14 protein-coding genes are annotated in these 16007 nt (G+C 63.7%); all 14 read left to right on the top strand.

Annotated features, from left to right (window positions below; genetic code table 11):
- Positions 1 to 2 precede the first annotated feature (2 nt).
- The 14 genes from sdhA (at position 3) to trpA (ending at position 15960) form a co-directional block, all read left to right on the top strand.
- A complete protein-coding gene (gene sdhA, locus LY284_RS22815; protein WP_014193768.1) occupies positions 3 to 1778 on the top strand; it encodes a succinate dehydrogenase flavoprotein subunit in 1776 nt (591 codons plus the stop codon).
- Positions 1779 to 1800: 22 nt separating this feature from the next.
- On the top strand, positions 1801 to 2502 hold the full coding sequence (locus tag LY284_RS22810; protein ID WP_014193767.1) for a succinate dehydrogenase iron-sulfur subunit: 702 nt from the start codon (positions 1801 to 1803) through the stop codon (positions 2500 to 2502).
- Between the two features lie 2 nt (positions 2503 to 2504).
- The gene (locus LY284_RS22805; protein ID WP_014251426.1) at positions 2505 to 2774 is read left to right on the top strand and encodes a succinate dehydrogenase assembly factor 2; all 270 of its coding nucleotides are present in this window, start codon (positions 2505 to 2507) and stop codon (positions 2772 to 2774) included.
- A gap of 136 nt (positions 2775 to 2910) precedes the next feature.
- Entirely contained in the window at positions 2911 to 4212 is a 1302-nt protein-coding gene (gltA, locus tag LY284_RS22800; RefSeq protein ID WP_087050199.1) for a citrate synthase, read from the top strand.
- A 341-nt stretch (positions 4213 to 4553) separates the two neighbouring features.
- Positions 4554 to 5963 (top strand): 3-isopropylmalate dehydratase large subunit, encoded by a 1410-nt coding sequence (gene leuC / locus LY284_RS22795; RefSeq protein WP_077158948.1) that lies wholly within the window; start codon positions 4554 to 4556, stop codon positions 5961 to 5963.
- 34 nt (positions 5964 to 5997) lie between these two features.
- Positions 5998 to 6648, top strand: coding sequence for a 3-isopropylmalate dehydratase small subunit (gene leuD / locus LY284_RS22790; RefSeq protein ID WP_053569413.1), 651 nt, complete (start codon positions 5998 to 6000; stop codon positions 6646 to 6648).
- 29 nt (positions 6649 to 6677) lie between these two features.
- On the top strand, positions 6678 to 7745 hold the full coding sequence (gene leuB, locus LY284_RS22785) for a 3-isopropylmalate dehydrogenase (protein WP_233388055.1): 1068 nt from the start codon (positions 6678 to 6680) through the stop codon (positions 7743 to 7745).
- A 384-nt stretch (positions 7746 to 8129) separates the two neighbouring features.
- Positions 8130 to 9251, top strand: coding sequence for an aspartate-semialdehyde dehydrogenase (asd, locus tag LY284_RS22780; protein ID WP_014251419.1), 1122 nt, complete (start codon positions 8130 to 8132; stop codon positions 9249 to 9251).
- Positions 9252 to 9400: 149 nt separating this feature from the next.
- Positions 9401 to 11482 (top strand): FimV/HubP family polar landmark protein, encoded by a 2082-nt coding sequence (locus LY284_RS22775; protein ID WP_233388054.1) that lies wholly within the window; start codon positions 9401 to 9403, stop codon positions 11480 to 11482.
- The gene (truA, locus tag LY284_RS22770; RefSeq protein WP_233388053.1) at positions 11482 to 12285 is read left to right on the top strand and encodes a tRNA pseudouridine(38-40) synthase TruA; all 804 of its coding nucleotides are present in this window, start codon (positions 11482 to 11484) and stop codon (positions 12283 to 12285) included. The genes LY284_RS22775 and truA overlap by 1 nt, the downstream gene beginning before the upstream one ends.
- Entirely contained in the window at positions 12282 to 12950 is a 669-nt protein-coding gene (locus LY284_RS22765; protein ID WP_014251416.1) for a phosphoribosylanthranilate isomerase, read from the top strand. Before truA ends, LY284_RS22765 begins: the two co-directional genes overlap by 4 nt.
- Positions 12951 to 12999: 49 nt before the next feature.
- Positions 13000 to 14193, top strand: coding sequence for a tryptophan synthase subunit beta (trpB, locus tag LY284_RS22760; protein WP_053569410.1), 1194 nt, complete (start codon positions 13000 to 13002; stop codon positions 14191 to 14193).
- A gap of 11 nt (positions 14194 to 14204) precedes the next feature.
- On the top strand, positions 14205 to 15083 hold the full coding sequence (locus LY284_RS22755; protein WP_233388052.1) for a site-specific DNA-methyltransferase: 879 nt from the start codon (positions 14205 to 14207) through the stop codon (positions 15081 to 15083).
- Positions 15084 to 15156: 73 nt separating this feature from the next.
- Positions 15157 to 15960, top strand: coding sequence for a tryptophan synthase subunit alpha (gene trpA / locus LY284_RS22750; protein WP_233388051.1), 804 nt, complete (start codon positions 15157 to 15159; stop codon positions 15958 to 15960).
- Positions 15961 to 16007: the final 47 nt, after the last annotated feature.

Genomic DNA, 16007 nt, shown 5'->3' with positions numbered 1-16007 from the left:
ACATGGCTGCAATCAAGACTTCTCTGCCGCGTCGGCGCTTTGACGTGGTGATCGTGGGCGCGGGCGGATCGGGCATGCGCGCGTCGCTGCAACTGGCGCGCGCGGGGCTCTCCGTCGCGGTGCTCTCGAAGGTGTTTCCGACGCGCTCGCATACGGTGGCCGCGCAAGGCGGCATCGGCGCATCGCTTGGCAACATGAGCGAAGACAACTGGCACTATCACTTCTACGACACGATCAAGGGCTCCGACTGGCTCGGCGACCAGGACGCGATCGAGTTCATGTGCCGCGAAGCGCCGAACGCCGTGTACGAGCTCGAACACATGGGCATGCCGTTCGACCGTAACGCGGATGGCACGATCTATCAGCGCCCGTTCGGCGGCCACACGGCGAACTATGGCGAGAAGCCCGTGCAGCGCGCCTGTGCCGCGGCCGACCGCACCGGTCACGCCTTGCTGCACACGCTGTATCAGCAGAACGTCGCGGCTAAAACGCACTTCTTCGTCGAATGGATGGCGCTGGATCTGATCCGCGACGCCGACGGCGACGTGCTCGGTGTCACCGCGCTCGAAATGGAAACGGGCGAGGTCTATATCCTCGAAGGCAAGACCACGCTCTTCGCCACGGGCGGCGCGGGCCGTATCTTCGCGGCATCGACGAATGCGTTCATCAACACGGGCGATGGCTTGGGCATGGCCGCGCGCTCGGGCATCGCGCTGCAGGACATGGAGTTCTGGCAGTTCCACCCGACGGGTGTCGCGGGCGCGGGCGTGCTGATCACCGAAGGCGTGCGCGGCGAAGGCGGCATCTTGCGCAACGCGAACGGCGATCGCTTCATGGAGCGCTATGCGCCGACGCTGAAGGATCTCGCGCCGCGCGACTTCGTTTCGCGTTCGATGGACCAGGAGATCAAGGAAGGGCGCGGCGTCGGTCCGAACAAGGACCACGTGCTGCTGGACCTGTCGCACATCGGCGCCGAGACGATCATGAAGCGTCTGCCGTCGATTCGCGAGATCGCGCTGAAGTTCGCCAACGTCGACTGCATCAAGGAGCCGATTCCTGTCGTGCCGACCATCCACTATCAGATGGGTGGTATCCCGACGAACATGCACGGCCAGGTTGTCGGCACGGCCAAGGGCTACAACGATCCGGTCAACGGGTTCTACGCCGTGGGCGAATGCTCGTGCGTTTCAGTGCACGGCGCGAACCGCCTGGGCACGAATTCGCTGCTCGATCTGGTCGTGTTCGGCCGCGCGGCGGGCAATCACATCATCAAGCATGCCAGCGAGATGAAGGAGCACAAGCCGCTGCCGGCCGATGCCGCCGACTTCGCGATGGAGCGTCTCGCGGTGCTGGAGAAGTCGACGTCGGGCGAATACACGCAGAGCATCGCCAACGACATTCGCGCCTCGATGCAGGCGCATGCGGGCGTGTTCCGCACGGCGAAGCTGCTCGAAGAGGGCGTGGGCAAGATCGCGGAACTCTCGGAGCGCGTGAAGCACGTGCATCTGAAGGACAAGTCGAAGGTGTTCAACACGGCGAAGGTCGAAGCGCTGGAACTGGCGAACCTGATCGAAGTGGCGCGCGCGACGATGGTGTCGGCCGAAGCGCGCAAGGAAAGCCGTGGCGCGCATGCGCACAGCGACTACGAGCATCGCGATGACGAGAACTGGATGCGTCATACGCTGTGGTTCAGCGAAGGCGATCGCCTGGAGTACAAGCCGGTGCAGATGAAGCCGCTGACGGTGGAATCGGTGCCGCCCAAGGCGCGTACGTTCTAAGGCGCATAGCAAGGAAATCGAAATGGCAAAGAGAATTTTTGAAGTCTATCGCTACGATCCGGACAAGGACGCCGCGCCGCGCATGCAGACGTACGAGCTCGATCTGACGCATGAGCGCATGCTGCTCGACGCGCTGGTGAAGCTCAAGGAAGTCGACGAAACGCTGTCGTTCCGCCGCTCGTGCCGCGAAGGCGTGTGCGGTTCGGATGCGATGAACATCAACGGCAAGAACGGGCTTGCGTGCCTGACGAACCTGAACGAGCTGCCGCAGAAGATCGTGCTGCGTCCGCTGCCGGGGCTGCCGGTGGTGCGCGATCTGATCTGCGATTTCACGCAGTTCTTCAACCAGTATCATTCGATCAAGCCGTACCTGATCAATGACACGCCGCCGCCCGAGAAGGAGCGGCTGCAATCGCCGGTCGAGCGCGATGAGCTCGACGGCCTGTACGAGTGCATTCTGTGCGCGAGCTGCTCGACGTCGTGCCCGAGTTTCTGGTGGAACCCGGACAAGTTCGTGGGACCGGCGGGCCTGCTGCAAGCGTATCGCTTCATCGCGGACAGCCGCGATCAGGCGACCGGCGAACGCCTGGACAACCTGGAAGATCCGTATCGTCTGTTCCGTTGCCATACGATCATGAATTGCGTCGACGTGTGCCCCAAGGGGCTCAATCCGACCAAGGCGATCGGCAAGATCAAGGAATTGATGGTGCGCCGGGCGGTTTGAAAATGGACGAATCTCACCAGTCCGATCCCCTTCGCCGCGCGCGCCTTCGCTGGCGTGCACGGCGCGGCCTGCTGGAAAACGATCTGATCTTCGAGCGTTTCTTCAGCCGATATGAGCATGACCTCAGTGACGCCGACGTGGCCGCCTTGACCCGCCTGCTGGAACTGAGCGACAACGAACTGATGGACTTGCTGCTGGCGCGCACGGAGCCCGAGGGCGACCTGGCGACGCCGGATGTGATCCGCCTGCTGGACATGCTGCGTACCGCGTGAGTTCTGCAGGAAATCGCGGAGTTTTGCAAAATAGGCCTGCTGCAGTGCACACAGGCCGATAAGACAGTTTTGCCGCGCAGCTTCCGTCGTGCAAATTATCGAGAACCTGTATTCATACTTCGATTGAGGATGTGCTATGACCCCGTCAGATGTTAAAGCCACGCTATCGTTCAGCGACAACTCGCCGAGCGTCGAAATGCCGATCTACAAGGGCACCATGGGCCCGGACGTGATCGACATCCGCAAGTTGTACGGTCAGACCGGCAAGTTCACGTATGACCCGGGCTTCATGTCGACGGCGGCGTGCAATTCGGCGATCACGTATATCGACGGCGACAAGGGCGAACTGCTGTATCGCGGCTACCCGATCGAGCAACTCGCCGTGAACGCGGACTTCCTCGAAACGTGCTACCTGCTGCTGAAGGGCGAACTGCCGAACGAAGCGCAGAACAAGGAATTCGTGGACACGGTTACGCGTCACACGATGGTGCACGAGCAGATGCACTTCTTCTTCCGCGGCTTCCGTCGCGACGCGCATCCGATGGCCGTGCTGACGGCTGCGGTCGGCGCGCTGTCGGCGTTCTATCACGATTCGCTGAACATCAACGATCCGCGTCACCGTGAAGTCTCGGCCATTCGCATGATCGCGAAGCTGCCGACGCTGGTGGCGATGGCGTACAAGTTCAGCATCGGCCAGCCGTTCGTGTATCCGAAGAACGAGCTGTCGTACAGCGCGAACTTCATGCACATGATGTTCTCGAACCCGTGCGAAGAGTACAAGGTCAACGACGTGCTGGTGCGCGCGCTCGACCGTATTCTGATCCTGCACGCGGACCACGAGCAGAACGCATCGACCTCCACGGTGCGTCTCGCCGGTTCGTCGGGCGCGAATCCGTTCGCGTGTATCGCGGCCGGCATCGCATGTCTGTGGGGCCCGGCGCACGGCGGCGCGAACGAAGCCGCGCTGAACATGCTGGAAGAGATCGGCTCGGTCGACAACATCCCCGAGTTCATCAAGCAGGTGAAGGACAAGAATTCGGGCGTGAAGCTGATGGGCTTCGGTCATCGCGTGTACAAGAATTACGACCCGCGCGCGAAGCTGATGCGCGAGACGTGCCACGAAGTGCTGAACGAACTCGGCCTGCACGACGACCCGCTGTTCAAGCTCGCGATGGAACTCGAGAAGATTGCGCTGGAAGACGAATACTTCGTGTCGCGCAAGCTGTATCCGAACGTCGATTTCTACTCGGGCATCGTGCAGCGCGCGCTGGGCATCCCCACGTCGATGTTCACGTGTATCTTCGCGATGGCACGCACGGTCGGCTGGATTGCGCAGTGGAACGAGATGATTGCGGATCCCGAGCAGAAGATTGGCCGTCCGCGTCAGTTGTTCATTGGCCAGACGCCGCGTGAAGTGAAGCCGCTCGCGAAGCGCTAAGCTGAATACATCAGGCAGGTAAGGTGTGAGAAAGCCCCGGTGAGTGATCGCCGGGGCTTTTTGCATTTCAGCCTTCACGGGCCTTTTTGCGTCGCTTCTGCCGCAACGTTCGATTGACAAGGCCTTCGACGAAAGTGCGAGCTCCAGACCATCACTTTTTATCCCGACCGCCGCTAAGCCGGGTACTCCCCATCCAGGTATTGCCACCACCCCCATAACCCACTGTTTTTACACGGTTTTTTCTCACACCCTAGTACCCGCCGCGCGTCTGGCAGTGGCATAATCGTCGAACAAGCTAGACACCGACAAAAACCCCGCAGTCACCCACGAAAGCGCACATCATGGCTCAGACTCTCTACGACAAATTGTGGAACACCCACGTGATCCACACGGAAGAGGACGGTACCTCGATCCTCTACATCGACCGTCACCTGCTGCATGAAGTGACCAGCCCGCAAGCCTTCGAAGGCTTGAAGCTGGCCAGCCGCCCGGTGTGGCGCATCAGCGCGAATCTCGCGGTGTCCGACCACAACGTGCCGACCACCGACCGTTCGCACGGCATCGCCGATCCGGTGTCGAAGCTGCAAGTCGATACGCTCGATTCCAACTGCGATAGCTTCGGCATCACGCAGTTCAAGATGAACGACCTGCGCCAGGGCATCGTGCACATCATCGGGCCGGAGCAGGGCGCGACGTTGCCCGGTATGACGATCGTCTGCGGCGACTCGCACACGTCCACGCACGGCGCGTTCGGCGCGCTCGCGCACGGCATCGGCACGTCGGAAGTGGAGCACGTCCTCGCCACGCAAACGCTCTTGCAGAAAAAGAGCAAGAACATGCTGGTGAAGGTCGAAGGCGCGTTGCCGCGCGGCTGCACGGCGAAGGACATCGTGCTCGCGATCATCGGCAAGATCGGCACGGCGGGCGGCACGGGCTACGCAATCGAATTCGGCGGCTCGACCATCCGCGCGCTGTCGATGGAAGGCCGCATGACCGTCTGCAACATGGCGATCGAAGCGGGCGCGCGCGCCGGCATGGTCGCGGTCGACGACATCACCATCAACTATCTGAAGGATCGTCCGTACTCGCCGCAGGGCGTCGAATGGAAGCAGGCGGTCGAGTACTGGCGCCAGTTCAAAACGGATGACGGCGCGCAGTTCGACCGCGTGGTCGAGATCAACGCGGCTGAGATCGTGCCGCAGGTGACGTGGGGCACGTCGCCGGAAATGGTCACGTCCATCGATGGTCGCGTGCCCGATCCCGAGAAGGAAAAAGATCCCGTCAAGCGCGACGCGATCGAGCGCGCGCTGAGCTACATGGCGCTGACGCCGAATACGCCGATCGAATCGATCCAGCCGGACAAGATTTTCATCGGCTCGTGCACGAATGCGCGCATCGAAGACCTGCGCGCGGCGGCATATGTCGTGAAGTCGCTCGGCAAGCGCGTCGCGTCGAACATCCGTCTCGCGATGGTCGTGCCCGGCTCGGGACTCGTCAAGGCGCAGGCCGAGCGCGAAGGTCTCGACAAGATCTTCACGAACGCGGGCTTCGAATGGCGCGAGCCGGGCTGCTCGATGTGCCTCGCGATGAACGCCGACCGCCTGGAGCCGGGCGAGCGCTGCGCATCGACCTCGAACCGCAACTTCGAAGGCCGTCAGGGCGCGGGCGGACGCACGCACCTCGTGAGCCCCGCGATGGCCGCCGCGGCCGCCATCGAAGGCCATTTCGTCGACGTGCGCAAGCTCGCGTGATCGTGCCAGATCAACCCGGACACTGAGAAAGACCATGGAAAAGTTCATCGTACATAGCGGCCTCGTGGCGCCGCTCGATCGCGAAAACGTCGATACGGACGCGATCATCCCGAAGCAGTTCCTGAAGTCGATCCAGCGCACGGGCTTCGGCCCGAACGCGTTCGACGAATGGCGTTACCTCGATGTCGGCCAGCCCGGCCAGGACAACAGCAAGCGTCCGCTGAATCCGGATTTCGTGCTCAACCAGGCGCGCTATCAGGGCGCGTCCGTGCTGCTGACGCGCAAGAATTTCGGCTGCGGCAGCTCGCGCGAGCACGCACCCTGGGCGCTGGATCAGTACGGCTTTCGCGCAATCATCGCGCCGAGCTTCGCGGATATTTTCTATAACAATTGCTTCAAGAACGGCCTGTTGCCGGTCGTGCTGACCGAGCAGCAAGTCGACAAGCTCTTCAACGAGACCTACGCGTTCGTCGGTTTCAAGCTGACGATCGATCTCGAAGCGCAAGTCGTGCGCACCGGCGACGGCACCGAGTACGCATTCGAAGTGCCTGGTTTTCGCAAATACTGCCTGCTGAACGGGTTCGACGATATCGGTCTCACGCTGCGTCACGCGGACAAGATCAAGGCGTACGAGGCCGAGCGTCTGGCGAAGCAGCCGTGGCTGAATAACCGGCTCGTCGGATAAATCGAACCACGCAACGAAAGGAAGAGACGATGAAAATTGCAGTGCTGCCCGGCGACGGGATCGGTCCGGAAATCACGGCCGAAGCGGTCAAGGTGCTCAACGCGCTCGGCGAGAAGTTCGAACTGGAAGAAGCGCCCGTCGGCGGCGCGGGCTACGAGGCGCAAGGTCATCCGCTGCCGGAATCCACGCTGAAGCTCGCAAAGGAAGCCGACGCGATTCTCTTCGGCGCGGTCGGCGACTGGAAGTACGACAAGCTCGAACGCGCGCTGCGTCCCGAGCAGGCGATTCTCGGCCTGCGCAAGCATCTGCAACTCTTCGCGAACTTCCGTCCGGCAATCTGCTATCCGCAATTGACGGGCGCGTCGTCGCTGAAAGCCGAAATCGTGTCGGGCCTCGACATTCTCATCGTCCGTGAACTCAACGGCGACATCTATTTCGGCGCGCCGCGCGGCCTGCGCGATGCGCCGGACGGCCCGTTCGAAGGCGCGAAGGAAGGCTTCGACACGATGCGCTATTCCGAGCCGGAAGTGCGCCGCATCGCTCATGTCGCATTTCAGGCAGCGCAAAAGCGCCAGAAGAAGCTGACGAGCGTGGACAAGGCCAACGTGCTCGAAACGTCGCAACTGTGGCGCGACACGATGATCGACGTCGCGAAGGAATATCCGGAGGTCGAGCTGTCGCACATGTACGTCGATAACGCGGCGATGCAGCTCGTGAAAGCGCCGAAAGCATTCGATGTCGTCGTCACGGGCAACATGTTCGGCGACATTCTGTCGGACGAAGCCGCCATGCTCACCGGCTCCATCGGCATGCTGCCGTCGGCGTCGCTCGACAAGAACAACAAGGGCCTGTACGAGCCGTCGCACGGTTCCGCGCCGGACATCGCGGGCAAGGGCGTGGCCAATCCGCTCGCGACCATCCTCTCCGCCGCGATGATGCTGCGCTACTCGCTCGGCAAGGCGGAACAGGCCGACCGCATCGAAAGCGCGGTGAAGAAGGTGCTGGAGCAGGGCTTCCGCACCGGCGATATCGCCACGGCGGACGGCAAGATCGTCGGCACGAAGGAAATGGGCGACGCGGTGCTGAAGGCGCTGTAATCACGCGAACGACGATCGGCGCTTCGATGCAATAGAGCGGCCGATCGTCTCTTTTTGCCGATGTTCTTGCACGATCCCAACGATTTTCACGCGTTCGCAAAATCGCGGCGACGAAAACATCGGGTAATCGTGTATATTGCTTTGCTATGGCGAAGAACTCTCAATTCTCTCTGGTTTCCATCGGACGCGGCTCAAATGCCGTAGCGACGGAACTCGCCATCGGCACGCGCATGGCCGCCATCATCGGCGGCGTCAAAACGCGCATTACGAAAATTTCCCCCAAAGCGATCACGATTCGCTGATCGTCCCTCGTGTCCGAGCGTCTTCCCCGCGCGGCCACGCCGGGTAAAGATGCGGGGAAGCGTCCACAGTCAAAGGTTAGTCATGAACGTAGGTCTCGTTGGTTGGCGCGGTATGGTCGGCAGCGTCCTGATGCAACGCATGCAGCAGGAAGGCGATTTCGACTTGATCGAACCGGTGTTTTTCAGCACCAGCAATGCGGGCGGCAACGCGCCGTCGTTCGCCAAAAACGAGACGAAGCTCAAGGACGCAACGAGCATCGACGACCTGAAAAAGTGCGACGCCATCATCACCTGCCAGGGTGGCGACTACACCAATGAGGTGTATCCGAAGCTGCGCGCGGCGGGCTGGAAGGGCTACTGGATCGACGCGGCGTCGGCGCTGCGCATGAAGGACGACGCGGTCATCATTCTCGATCCGGTGAACCTGAACGTCATCAAGGATTCGCTCGTGAAGGGCGGGCGCGACTTCATCGGCGGCAACTGCACGGTCAGCCTCATGCTCATGGCGCTGGGCGGCCTGTTCCGCGAGAACCTCGTCGAGTGGACGACCGCGATGACGTATCAGGCGGCATCGGGCGCGGGTGCGCAGAACATGCGCGAACTGCTGCAGCAGATGGGCGTGCTGTACGGTTCCGCGAAGGAAGATCTGGCGGATCCGTCGTCGGCGATTCTCGACATCGACCGCCGCGTGCTCGCGGCGATGAACGGCGAGCGCATGCCCGTCGACAACTTCGGCGTGCCGCTCGCGGGCTCGCTGATTCCGTGGATCGACAAGGATCTCGGCAACGGCATGTCGAAGGAAGAGTGGAAGGGCGGCGCGGAAACCAACAAGATTCTCGGCAAGCCGGCAATGGGCACGCCGGGCTCGGTTCCCGTCGACGGTTTGTGCGTGCGTATCGGCGCGATGCGCTGCCACTCGCAGGCGCTCACCATCAAGCTCACGAAGGACGTGCCGCTGGACGAAGTGCACGGTATCCTCGCCTCGGCGAACGACTGGGTGAAGGTCGTGCCGAACGAGCGCGACGCGTCGATCCGCGATCTGTCGCCCGCGGTCGTCACGGGCACGCTCACGGTGCCGGTCGGCCGTCTGCGCAAGCTGGCGATGGGCGGCGAGTATCTGTCGGCGTTCACGGTCGGCGATCAGCTCTTGTGGGGCGCGGCTGAACCGCTGCGCCGCATGCTGCGCATTCTGCTCGACAAGTAAAGTAAACTACGCGCCTGGAAGCGCGTGCCATCTCAAAAAGCGCCGCGTTTCCCGCGGCGCTTTTTGTTTTTGTGCTGTTTTGTTGCAAAGCACTGCTCACAGGACGATTTTCGCCGTATGTTTCAACTTTTGTCGCACCCGGAGCCTCAATGATCCAACGACCTCGCCGGTCTTTCCTTTCGTCATCGCGTGCGGCGCTCGCCGCGACAGGCTTCGCCCTATGCGCGGCGTTCTGGGCGAATCCCGGCGATGCGCTCGCCCAGGCAAGCGATGCGGCCGCCGCCGCCGCGACCGGGCAAACCTACGCGGTCAAACCGGGGCAGTCGCTGAGCGACATTGCCGGCGAACTCACCGGATCGAAGGACCGCGATGTCCGCGCCCGCGCGGCGCGCGCCCTCTTCGAAGCGAATCCCAACGCGTTCGGCAATCACGATATCAACAAGCTGAGGCTTGGCGCGGTGCTCAATGTGCCCGCCGATCTGAGTGGCGCGGCCGCTGCCCCGGCAGCGCCTTCTGCCGCTCCCGTGCAACCGGTCGCGTCCGCGCCGGCCGAGACGCCAGCGCCTGCCGCGCCCGCGCCCGCGTCCGAAAATGCCACGGCGGCGACGCCGGCGGCGCCGGCCGTCGAGCCGCAAGCGAGCGCGCCGGCGAACGCCGCGCCCGCGCCGGAACCGCAGCCCGAGGCCGCACCGGCGAGTGCGCCTGCGCCCGCTCCCGCGCCGGTCAAGCCGACCGGCGTCACGCCGGCCGTGATTGGGCTCACGCCGTTCATCGTCGCCATCGTGATCGTGGTGATCGGTGTCCTGCTGCTCCGGACGAGGCGCAACAAGCGCCGCGCGGCCCAACTCGACGACGCCGATCGCACGCCACGGACTTTTTCGAGCCTCGAGGAAGCCCAGGCCGACGCCGACAGGCGCAACGAAGCGATGCGCAAGGCACGCGCAGCCGCGGCCGCCGGCGGCGCGGCCGGTCTCGCAGGTGAATCCGATGCGCGCGATCAGCCAGAGTTGAATTCAGCGGCGGTGAATATCGAAAACGCGGACGCGCCGCAGCCGCCCGCGACCTCGTCGGGCGACGAACTGCCGCCTGCAACCGAAGCGAAGCCCGCTCGGCCGTCGCACGACGAACCGTTCTCCCCCGCTGCGCCCGCGGCGCGGCATCCCGACTTCGTTCCGCCGTTGCCCGATGCCCTCGTCAGCGAGGCGGATGCGCACGAACAGCATGAGCAGCACGCTCGCGAAATCGCGGCGCGCGACGCGGCCCGGCGCGAAGCCGAAAAATGGGAGAGCGAGGAGCGAGAAGCCGCCGCCCGCCAGGCTGCGGCGCGGGAAGCCGAGGAGCGCGAGATTCGCGCGCGCGAAGCCGCCGCGCGCGAGGCGCTCGAGCGCGACACGGCTGCGCGCGAAGCCCAGCTGCGCGAAGCTGAAATGCGTCAGGTGACCGAGCGCGAGGAGTCGGCGCGCGAGGCGGCGGCACGCGAAATCATCGCGCGCGAGGCCGAACTGCGCGAACTCCAGGCGCGCGCCGCCGAAGAACAGGCCGCCGAACAGCGCGCCGCCGAGCAGCGCGACATCGAAGAGCAGGCCGCGCGCGAAGCCGAAAAGTCGGGCGTCGCGCTGGACGACGAACCTGTCGTCGCGCATCGTTTTCCGATGCCCAAGTTTCCGCAGGACGCGATTCAGGCGCTGGGCTCGCTCGACATGGAGTTGCCGCCGCGTATGGATTTGACGATCAAGCCGCCGGTCGTTGCGGAGCCGGAAGCGGCGACGCCGCCCGCCGCCGAGACGCCGCGGGAGCCGCGTCTCGCGCAGGTGCCGCCGCTGCCGACCGGGGTCACGCCGATCGAGCATGCGCCCTTCGTTCCGCAGCCCTTCACCCCCCTCGAAGCCGTGCCGCACACGCAGTCGCAGAGCCAGTCCGTCGCGGCGCAGATCGAAGCGGGCACCGCTGGCGCGGCGTCGGTCGCCGGTCTCGGCGCGACGCGTTTCGGGCCGCTCAGTCTCGATTTCGATCTCGGACGGGCGTCGAGCGCGAGCGAGCCGCTGCCTGCCCTGACGCCCGCGCAACTGGCGACGATCGCGCGCAATAAGCTCGAACTGGCGGCCGAATACATCGAATTGGGCGATCTTTCCGGTGCGCGCACCTTGCTGCAGGAAGTGATCGAATCGAACGATCCGGCGACGCGCCATCAGGCAGCCACGCTCCTGTCGACGCTCGCTCCGCATTCCTGATGCGCATTGCTCTTGGCATTCAGTACGACGGCGCGGCGTTTTGCGGCTGGCAATCGCAGCCGCACGGCAAGACGGTGCAGAACGAGCTTGAGCGTGCCTTGGCGAAGTTCGCCCAGACGCCGCTCGCGACCGTTGTAGCGGGGAGAACGGATACGGGCGTGCACGGGATCGGTCAGGTCGTCCATTTCGATACCGATCTCGACCGCGCCGAATTCTCGTGGGTGCGCGGCACGAACGCGTTCCTGCCGGACACGGTCGCGGTGCAGTGGGCAAAGCCGATGCCGGACGACTTCCACGCGCGCTTCGCCGCCTTCGAGCGGACCTATTTTTACGTGTTGTACGTTAATCCGGTGCGTTCACCCATGCTCGCGAAACGCGCGGGCTGGGTGCATACGCCGCTCGACGTCGAAGCGATGCGCGATTCCGTCGTATGCCTCGTCGGCGAGCATGATTTTTCGTCGTTCCGCGCCGCCGATTGCCAGTCGAAGACGCCGGTGAAACACGTCTATCAGATCGACATTCGCGAGCAGGGCGATTTCATCCACTTTCGCTTTCGCGCCAATGCGTTTTTGCATCACATGGTGCGCAACCTGATGGGCTGCTTCGTCGCGATCGGGCGGGGCCGTCATCCCGCGTCGTGGATGGCCGAGGTGCTCGCCGCCCGCGACCGCCGTGCCGCCGCGCCGACCTTCATGCCCGACGGGCTGTATCTGGCCGGGGTCGGTTATCCTGAACACTTCGCGGTGCCACCGCCGCACATCGCCAGCATGCCCTGGAGTGCAATCTGGGCAGAGCCGAAATGACCGAACAAGATTTGCATCGCACCCGCATCAAACTGTGCGGACTGTCGCGCGCCGAAGACGTGCAACACGCCGTCGCGCTCGGCGCGGACGCCGTGGGCTTCGTGTTCTATCCGCCGAGTCCGCGCTCGGTAAGCGTCGCGCAGGCCGTCGAACTGGCGCGCCATGTGCCGCCGCTCGTCTCGGCGGTCGGCCTTTTCGTGAACGCGACGCCCGAGTGGATCCGGGAAGTCACCTCGAACGTGCCGCTTTCGCTGCTGCAATTTCACGGCGATGAAACGCCCGAACGATGCGAAGAACTCGCGGCAATTGCGGGTTTATCCTATTGGCGCGCATTGCGAATTGGGGCTGATGCGTCCACAAGCCATTTGATAGAATCTTCTCTTGAATTCAAGGCCGCAGGCGGCATTCTGCTCGACGCACTCGTCGAGGGCTTCGGCGGCGGTGGAAAGGTATTCGATTGGTCACTTATCCCAACAGATCTCGGGCATCGGGCCGTTTTGAGTGGTGGGTTGAACGCGCAAAACGTCAGTGACGCCATTCGGCGTGTGCGCCCGTACGCGGTCGATGTCTCGAGCGGCATCGAAGTGCCGGGCGCCAAGGGCGTGAAAGATCCCGCCCGAATGGCGGCGTTCGTGCGCGCAGTGCGCGCGGCGGACGCCGGGTGATTCGAACGTGAGCCGCGCCAGCGGCTCGCGTAACCGAGAGAGTGACGCAATGTACAACTTGCCAGACGAAAGAGGCCATTTCGGCCAATATGGGGGCGTGTTCGTCTCCGAAACGCTCATCCACGCGCTCGACGAATTGCGCGACGCGTATGACGCGGCTCAGAAAGATCCCGAGTTTCAGAAAGAATACGACTACGAGCTGAAGCATTATGTCGGCCGCCCTTCGCCCATTTATCACGCGAAGCGCTGGAGCGAGATGCTCGGCGGCGCGCAGCTTTATCTGAAGCGCGAAGATCTGAATCACACGGGCGCGCACAAGGTCAACAACGTGATCGGCCAGGCGCTGCTCGCCCGCAAGATGGGCAAGCCGCGCGTGATCGCCGAAACGGGCGCGGGGCAGCATGGCGTGGCGACCGCGACCATCGCGGCGCGCTTCGGCATGGAATGCGTCGTCTACATGGGCGCGGAGGACGTGCGGCGTCAGGCGGCGAACGTCTATCGCATGAAACTGCTGGGCGCGACGGTCGTGCCGGTCGAATCCGGCTCGAAGACGCTCAAGGATGCGCTCAACGAAGCCATGCGCGACTGGGTGACGAACGTGGAGAACACGTTCTACATCATCGGCACGGTGGCGGGCCCGCATCCTTACCCGATGATGGTGCGTGACTTCCAGCGCGTGATCGGCGACGAATGCCGCGTGCAGATGCCCGAAATGGCGGGCCGTCAGCCGGATGCGGTGATCGCTTGCGTCGGCGGCGGATCGAATGCGATGGGCATCTTTTATCCGTATATCGACGATAAAGACGTCAGGTTGATTGGCGTTGAAGCGGCGGGCGACGGTATCGATACGGGCCGCCACGCGGCATCGCTGATGGGCGGAAGCCCTGGCGTGCTGCACGGCAACCGCACGTATTTGCTGCAGGACGCGGACGGCCAGATCATCGAGACGCATTCGGTGTCGGCGGGTCTGGATTATCCGGGCGTCGGTCCCGAGCACGCGTGGCTGAAGGACGCGGGCCGCGCGGAATACGTCGGCATCACGGACGAGGAAGCGCTCAAGGCGTTCCACGACTGCTGCCGCATCGAGGGCATCATTCCGGCGCTGGAGTCGAGCCACGCGCTGGCGTACGGGGCGAAGCTCGCGAAGACGCTGCCGCGCGACAAGGTGCTGCTTGTCAATCTGTCGGGCCGCGGCGACAAGGACATGCATACGGTCGCCGAGCGATCGGGCATTCAGTTCTAAGCCACTAGCCGATGCGCACCGTCATTGACGAGCCGTTGTCTGCCGGCGCTCTCCAGAGCACCGGCAGCGACATCCGCAACCGCGATTTTCTGGCCGATGCCGAAAACATTCCCGATGCGTCGATCGATCTAATCGTCGCGGACCCGCCCTATGGTCTGGGCAAGGATTACGGGAACGACTCGGACATGCTGTCCGGCGACGCCTTTCTGGAGTGGACGTATCGCTGGCTCGACCTGGCGATTCCGAAGCTGAAACCCAGCGGCTCGCTGTACATCTTCTGCACCTGGCAATATTCGCCCGAACTGTTCGTGTTCCTGAAGCGCCGCCTTTTGATGATCAACGAGATCGTCTGGGACCGGCGTGTGCCGAGCATGGGCGGAACGACGCGTAAATTTACGTCGGTGCACGACAACATCGGTTATTTCGCGGTATCGAAGGATTACTACTTCGATCTCGATCCGGTGCGCATACCCTACGACGCAGAGACGAAAAAGGCGCGCTCGCGCAAAATCTTCGAAGGCAGCAAGTGGCTGGAGCTTGGCTATAACCCGAAGGATGTCTGGTCGGTTTCGCGGTTGCACAGGCAGCACGCGGAGCGGGTCGATCATCCGACGCAAAAGCCGCTGGAGATCGTCGAGCGCATGGTGCTGGCGAGCTGTCCGCCAGGCGGCCGCGTGCTCGATCCGTTCATGGGCAGCGGCACGACGGGCGTCGCGTGCGCGCGTCACGGCCGGCAGTTCGCGGGCTACGAGATCAACGCGGATTACTGCGCGATCGCCGAGGCCCGCATGGCCGAGGCACGCGCCGCGAAGCTTGCGCCGCCCGCGCCGGAACGCACGCGCCGCAAGCCGCTCATGACCACCGACGCCGCCACGCAAGCCGCCGAATAGTGTCTTTTTCGCCGCTGATCGCGTCAAATGCGCACAAAGCATCGACGCCAACGAATACGAAGCGAGATTTCTCATGTCCCGTATCAAGAACACTTTTGCGGCGCTCGCCGCGCACGGCAAGAAAGGGCTGATCCCGTTCATCACGGCGGGCGATCCGAATCCGGAACAGACCGTCGAGTTCATGCACGCGCTGGCTAAGGGCGGCGCGGACGTCATCGAACTGGGGGTGCCGTTCTCCGACCCGATGGCCGATGGTCCCGTCATCCAGCGTTCGTCGGAACGCGCGCTCGCACGCGGCGTGACGCTCAAGAGCGTGCTGGCCGATGTCGCGCGCTTTCGCGAAACCGACGACAAGACGCCCGTCGTGCTGATGGGCTACGCGAATCCGATCGAGCGCATGGGCGCCGAGGCCTTCGCGCAAGCCGCGAAGCAAGCGGGCGTCGATGGTGTGCTGGTCGTCGATTACCCGCCCGAGGAAGCCGAAGACTTCGGCGCGGCGATGCGCGCCGCCGGCATCGATCCGATCTTCCTGCTCGCGCCGACTTCCACCGACGAGCGCGTCGCGGCGGTCGGGAAGATTGCGAGCGGGTATGTCTACTACGTTTCGCTCAAAGGCGTGACCGGCGCGGCAAATCTGGACGTTTCCAGCATCGCGAGTAAAATCCCGGCCATCAAGTCGCATGTGCCCCTGCCGGTCGGCGTCGGTTTCGGCATTCGCGACGCGCAAACCGCACGCGCCGTCGCCGATGTCGCGGACGCCGTCGTCATCGGCAGCCGCCTCGTGCAACTGGTCGAAGAGGCGAAGCCGGACGCCGCAGCCGCGTCGCTGACGAGCTTCATCGCCGAAATTCGTCAGGCGCTCGACGCCGCACAGTAAAATACGCGCCGCCGCGGCCCGCTCGAACTCGAGCGCCGCGCGGCGCC

Source organism: Caballeronia sp. PC1 (assembly GCF_021353155.1).
In the GTDB taxonomy this organism is placed as follows: Bacteria; Pseudomonadota; Gammaproteobacteria; order Burkholderiales; family Burkholderiaceae; genus Caballeronia; species Caballeronia cordobensis.
This window is presented reverse-complemented; position numbering and strand designations above follow the sequence as displayed.

Bases quoted from the DNA above. Each gene is read 5' to 3' on its own strand.
- sdhA (WP_014193768.1), top strand. From the start codon at position 3: ATGGCTGCAATCAAGACTTCTCTGCCGCGTCGGCGCTTTGACGTGGTG.
- trpA (WP_233388051.1), top strand. From the start codon at position 15,157: ATGTCCCGTATCAAGAACACTTTTGCGGCGCTCGCCGCGCACGGCAAG.
- leuB (WP_233388055.1), top strand. From the start codon at position 6,678: ATGAAAATTGCAGTGCTGCCCGGCGACGGGATCGGTCCGGAAATCACG.
- LY284_RS22810 (WP_014193767.1), top strand. From the start codon at position 1,801: ATGGCAAAGAGAATTTTTGAAGTCTATCGCTACGATCCGGACAAGGAC.
- LY284_RS22775 (WP_233388054.1), top strand. From the start codon at position 9,401: ATGATCCAACGACCTCGCCGGTCTTTCCTTTCGTCATCGCGTGCGGCG.
- leuC (WP_077158948.1), top strand. From the start codon at position 4,554: ATGGCTCAGACTCTCTACGACAAATTGTGGAACACCCACGTGATCCAC.
- leuD (WP_053569413.1), top strand. From the start codon at position 5,998: ATGGAAAAGTTCATCGTACATAGCGGCCTCGTGGCGCCGCTCGATCGC.
- LY284_RS22755 (WP_233388052.1), top strand. From the start codon at position 14,205: ATGCGCACCGTCATTGACGAGCCGTTGTCTGCCGGCGCTCTCCAGAGC.
- trpB (WP_053569410.1), top strand. From the start codon at position 13,000: ATGTACAACTTGCCAGACGAAAGAGGCCATTTCGGCCAATATGGGGGC.
- gltA (WP_087050199.1), top strand. From the start codon at position 2,911: ATGACCCCGTCAGATGTTAAAGCCACGCTATCGTTCAGCGACAACTCG.
- asd (WP_014251419.1), top strand. From the start codon at position 8,130: ATGAACGTAGGTCTCGTTGGTTGGCGCGGTATGGTCGGCAGCGTCCTG.
- LY284_RS22765 (WP_014251416.1), top strand. From the start codon at position 12,282: ATGACCGAACAAGATTTGCATCGCACCCGCATCAAACTGTGCGGACTG.
- LY284_RS22805 (WP_014251426.1), top strand. From the start codon at position 2,505: ATGGACGAATCTCACCAGTCCGATCCCCTTCGCCGCGCGCGCCTTCGC.
- truA (WP_233388053.1), top strand. From the start codon at position 11,482: ATGCGCATTGCTCTTGGCATTCAGTACGACGGCGCGGCGTTTTGCGGC.